Source organism: uncultured Campylobacter sp. (assembly GCF_937997405.1).
Lineage (GTDB): Bacteria > Campylobacterota > Campylobacteria > Campylobacterales > Campylobacteraceae > Campylobacter_B.
On the sequence record NZ_CALKTL010000157.1, the window covers coordinates 1 to 3,740 of the forward strand.

3 protein-coding genes are annotated in these 3,740 nt (G+C 50.1%); 1 reads left to right on the plus strand and 2 read right to left on the minus strand.

The annotated features are described in order from the left end of the window. The first annotated feature begins 141 nt into the window (after window positions 1-141). Entirely contained in the window at window positions 142-1,983 is a 1,842-nt protein-coding gene (locus Q0372_RS08495; protein ID WP_298104843.1) for a DMT family transporter, read from the plus strand. On the opposite strand, the gene Q0372_RS08500 is transcribed toward Q0372_RS08495, so the two are convergent. Continuing rightward, window positions 1,927-2,730: a metal ABC transporter permease gene (locus Q0372_RS08500; protein ID WP_177388780.1), complete on the minus strand. Its 804-nt coding sequence runs from the start codon at window positions 2,728-2,730 to the stop codon at window positions 1,927-1,929. The two genes, Q0372_RS08495 and Q0372_RS08500, sit on opposite strands and share 57 nt — an antisense overlap. Then, entirely contained in the window at window positions 2,723-3,490 is a 768-nt protein-coding gene (locus Q0372_RS08505; RefSeq protein ID WP_298104845.1) for an ABC transporter ATP-binding protein, read from the minus strand. The genes Q0372_RS08500 and Q0372_RS08505 overlap by 8 nt, the downstream gene beginning before the upstream one ends. Window positions 3,491-3,740 lie beyond the last annotated feature (250 nt).

Here is a 3,740-nt window from a genome sequence, read left to right on the forward strand (position 1 = left end):
TTTATCAACGAAAGCTTCGATTTTTTAAGCAAAAACGAAAGGGAGTTTCGCAAAAACTCGGGCGCGATTTTAAACGCCATAAAGACGATCAGATAGGCGCGCGACCGCGATAAGATCTCAGCGAAATTTTACTTTAAATTTATGAAAAATTCTATCTCGGAGCTCGCGGAAAATTTTAATTTAAAACCCGCTTTAAATTTTATCTCAAATCAGGCGTGCGAGCGCACTAAAAACACAGCGTCCGGCGGTGCGATAAATTTTGCTCCCGCCCCCTGCCTCAAAAGAAATTTTAAATTTAAAGATGCGGCTGCCGAGTTAAATTTTATCAGCATAAGAAATTTAGAATTTTATCCCGCTTTGGCCGGTTTCGCTGTGCGCAATCGTGCCTCGGCTGGTTTTGCCGTGCGCAGTCTCGTCGCGTTCTATCCCGCTTCGCGCGTCAACAATATAGAAAAAAAAGCTGCTTTAAATTCCGCAACTCTTTTGCCAAATTTAAAGTCCGTGCAAATTCCGAGCTGCGCCGAAAGCAAAGCTTTAAATTCCGTAAATGCCTCCGCAATAAATCCTTATGGAAATTCCACAAAGAATTTCAAACGAAATTTTATATTAAATTGTGCGGAAAATTTTACTTGCAACGGCGCAAATAGCGCGAGTTCGCTAAATTGTGCAAGCGTCGTAGACGAGCCAAATTTAAGCCCCGCAAAAAACCTTGCCGATGCTCATACGCGACGCTCAAAGAAAAATTTTACTGGGGTTCTTGCAAACGATCCGGACTCCGCTCATACGCCGCAGAGCTTTGGATTTAAAAATTTAAAGGTGCTGAATTTTGCAGAGAAATCTAATTCGGCAGAGAATTCTAGCTCCGCTCGAAGCTTAAATTTCGCGCAGAATTTCGATTTCGCGCAAAGCTCTGATTCTACGCAGAGCCCCGCTGCCGCGCAAAATTCTGCCTCTACGCAAAACTGCACGCAAAGCTCGAATTCCGCGCAGAGTTTCGGGCAAAATTCTAATTCCGTGCAAAGCCATGCGCAAAACCCCGCTCCGCCTAGCAGGCTGTGGGACCTGGGGCTACTTTTCGTGGCGATCGTTTGGGGATGCACTTTCGTGCCGGTTCAGCGCGCGCTGCATAGCGGCGACGTTTTCAGCTTTTTGTTTTGGCGCTTTTTGGTGGCGAGCATTTTCACTTACCTCGCCTGCCTGCACTTCGGCGTCAAATTTGACCGCGGCACGATAGGGCGGGGCGTGTTTTGCGGGCTGATGCTGTTTTGCGATTTTTCCTGCCAGACCATAGCGCTTGATTATGCGCTATCATCGACGGTGGCGTTTATTTTGGGGCTAAATGTCGTCATCGTGCCCTTTTTGATGCTTGCGTTTTTCAGCAAAAAGATCGGTGCTAGCGCCTTTGGCGGCGCGGTCGTGGCGCTTTTGGGGCTGTATTTTTTAAGCGGAGCAAGCGGCGCGGTGGGATTTGGCATAGGTGAGCGGTTGAGCTTGATTTCGGCGTTTGCATACGCGCTTCACATCGTATTTACGGGCGTCTGTGCGCGCAAAAGCAATCTCTACGGCTTTGTGATCGTGCAGTTTATCTGCGTCTGCGCCTGTGCGCTGATCGCGGCGGTTTTCACTCCTCACGCGCAGTTTGAAGGCGAGATAAAGGTGGTTGGAAATTTGATCTTTTCGCCGAGCTTCGATTTCGTTTTCGCGCTGGTTTTGACCTCGATCTTTGCCACCGTCGCGGCGTTTGTGATCCAAACAATGGCGCAAAACCGCGGCGTAAGCGAGATAAAGACAGTGCTGATTTTTGCACTAGAGCCCGTAAGTGCGGGCATTATGGGGTATGCTTTCGGCGAGAAGCTAAGCGCGCTTCAAATTTTAGGCGCGGCGCTGATACTCGCGGGCATCCTGCTTAGCGAGCTGGGTGGGCTTTTAGGCGCGAAGTTTGCTAAAGATCGAGCTCGCGAAAAAGCAGACCGAGGCGACTAGGATTATCGAAGCACCGCTGGTTAGATTGAGCTTAAAGCTCAAAATAAGCCCCGCCGCGCAGAAAAGCGCCGATAGCGCGCAGCTTATCGCCATCATCGAGCCTAGGCTTTTTGAAATTTTTTCGGCGATAAAGGGCGGGATCGTCATCAGCGAGATTACTAAGATTAGCCCCACGATCTGAATCGACGCGACCACCGCGAGGCTCGCCATCACTACGAGGACGTAGTAAAATACGCTCGTATTTACTCCGCGCAGCAGGGCAAATTCCTTATCGAAGCTGATCGCTAAAAACTGTCTGTAAAAGCACGCCGTAAGCGCCGCAAATGCCGCGCCGCAAATGCCGATGAAGATTAAATTTTCATGATTTATCGCTAGGATCGAGCCGAATAAAAAGCTCATCAGATCGGATTTGTACCCGGGCGTGAGATCGGCGAAGATTATCCCCAGCGCCATTCCAAACGCCCATATCGCGCCGATTACAGCGTCGAAGCGCTCGGTGTTTCGCAGCGTGACGTAGGCGATTAGCAGCCCCAAAAACAGCGCAAATACGCTAGCTCCCAGCACGGGCGAGATGCCTAAAAATAGCGCGATGCCGATACCGCCGTATGCGCCGTGCGCGATGCCGCCTGCGATGAAGCTCATGCGATTTATCACGACCAAAGAGCCTACGACGCCGCAGACTATGCTGACTAAAAGCCCGCCGAGTAGGGCGTTTCGCATGAAATCGTAGGATAGAATTTCAGCCATTTTCGCCCTCCTTGCAGCAGCATTCGTTAAGCGCGAGATCGACGGCGCAGAAGTGGCCGTGCTCGCGTCGCAGGTGCTCTAAAAATTCCGCTCTGCCTCCCGGATCGATCTCGTGGGTGTGCGCCGAGCCGTTTGCGACGTAAAGAGCGCGATTTGCGTAGTTTAGCGCGAGCTGCACGTCGTGGCTGATTAGAATTATGCCGCAGCCGCTCTCATTTAGGGATTTCAGAAGCTCGTAAATTTGAACCTGCCCCATCGTGTCGATGCTCGCTAGCGGCTCATCAAGAAGTAAAATTTTAGCCTTTGCGCACAGCGCCCGCGCGATGTAAACGCGCTGTCTCTGCCCGCCGCTAAGCTCGCTGATACGGCACCCTGCAAGGCCTTGCATGCCTACGCGCTCCAAGGCTTGCATGGCTTGCTCGCGCTCGGATTTACTGTAAAAGCCGAAAATTTTCTTATCTATCAGCCCCATTAAAACGACTTCGAGCACGCTTATGGGAAAGCTTTTGTTTATCGCGATGAACTGCGGCACGTAGCCCATTTGCGCTCTGGCAAGCGCGGGCGATCTGCCTAAAATTTCGATCGTGCCCGAGCTTGGTCGCAGCAGCCCCAAAAGCAGCTTCAAAAGGGTGCTTTTGCCGCCGCCGTTGGGCCCGAAAATAGCTAAAAAATCGCGCAGCTCGTAGCTTAAGTTTATATCTTTTAAAATTTCGCGTTTTTCGTAAGCAAAGTTTAAATTTTTTATCGTCACGTCCGCCATGAACGCCCTTTCGCCTAGATTTTGAAAGCATTTATTATAGCCCAAATTCGGAAAAATTGCCAAATTTTGCTATTATTACGAAAAATTTAAAGGCTAGCGGTGGAGAAAATCGGCGAAAAAACACATGAAAATAGCTGGGATAAAAAGTCCGAAAGTTACGCTAAATTTAGCGGTGAGCTGGGCAGTTTCGGCAAGCGGGTGTTTGAGATACTGCGCGGCTGGGGGGTGAGCTTTGCGGGCAAAAGCGTGC

Excerpts from the sequence above, each read along its gene's own strand:
- Q0372_RS08500 (WP_177388780.1), bottom strand. The coding sequence starts at position 2,730 with ATGGCTGAAATTCTATCCTACGATTTCATGCGAAACGCCCTACTCGGC.
- Q0372_RS08495 (WP_298104843.1), top strand. The coding sequence starts at position 142 with ATGAAAAATTCTATCTCGGAGCTCGCGGAAAATTTTAATTTAAAACCC.
- Q0372_RS08505 (WP_298104845.1), bottom strand. The coding sequence starts at position 3,490 with ATGGCGGACGTGACGATAAAAAATTTAAACTTTGCTTACGAAAAACGC.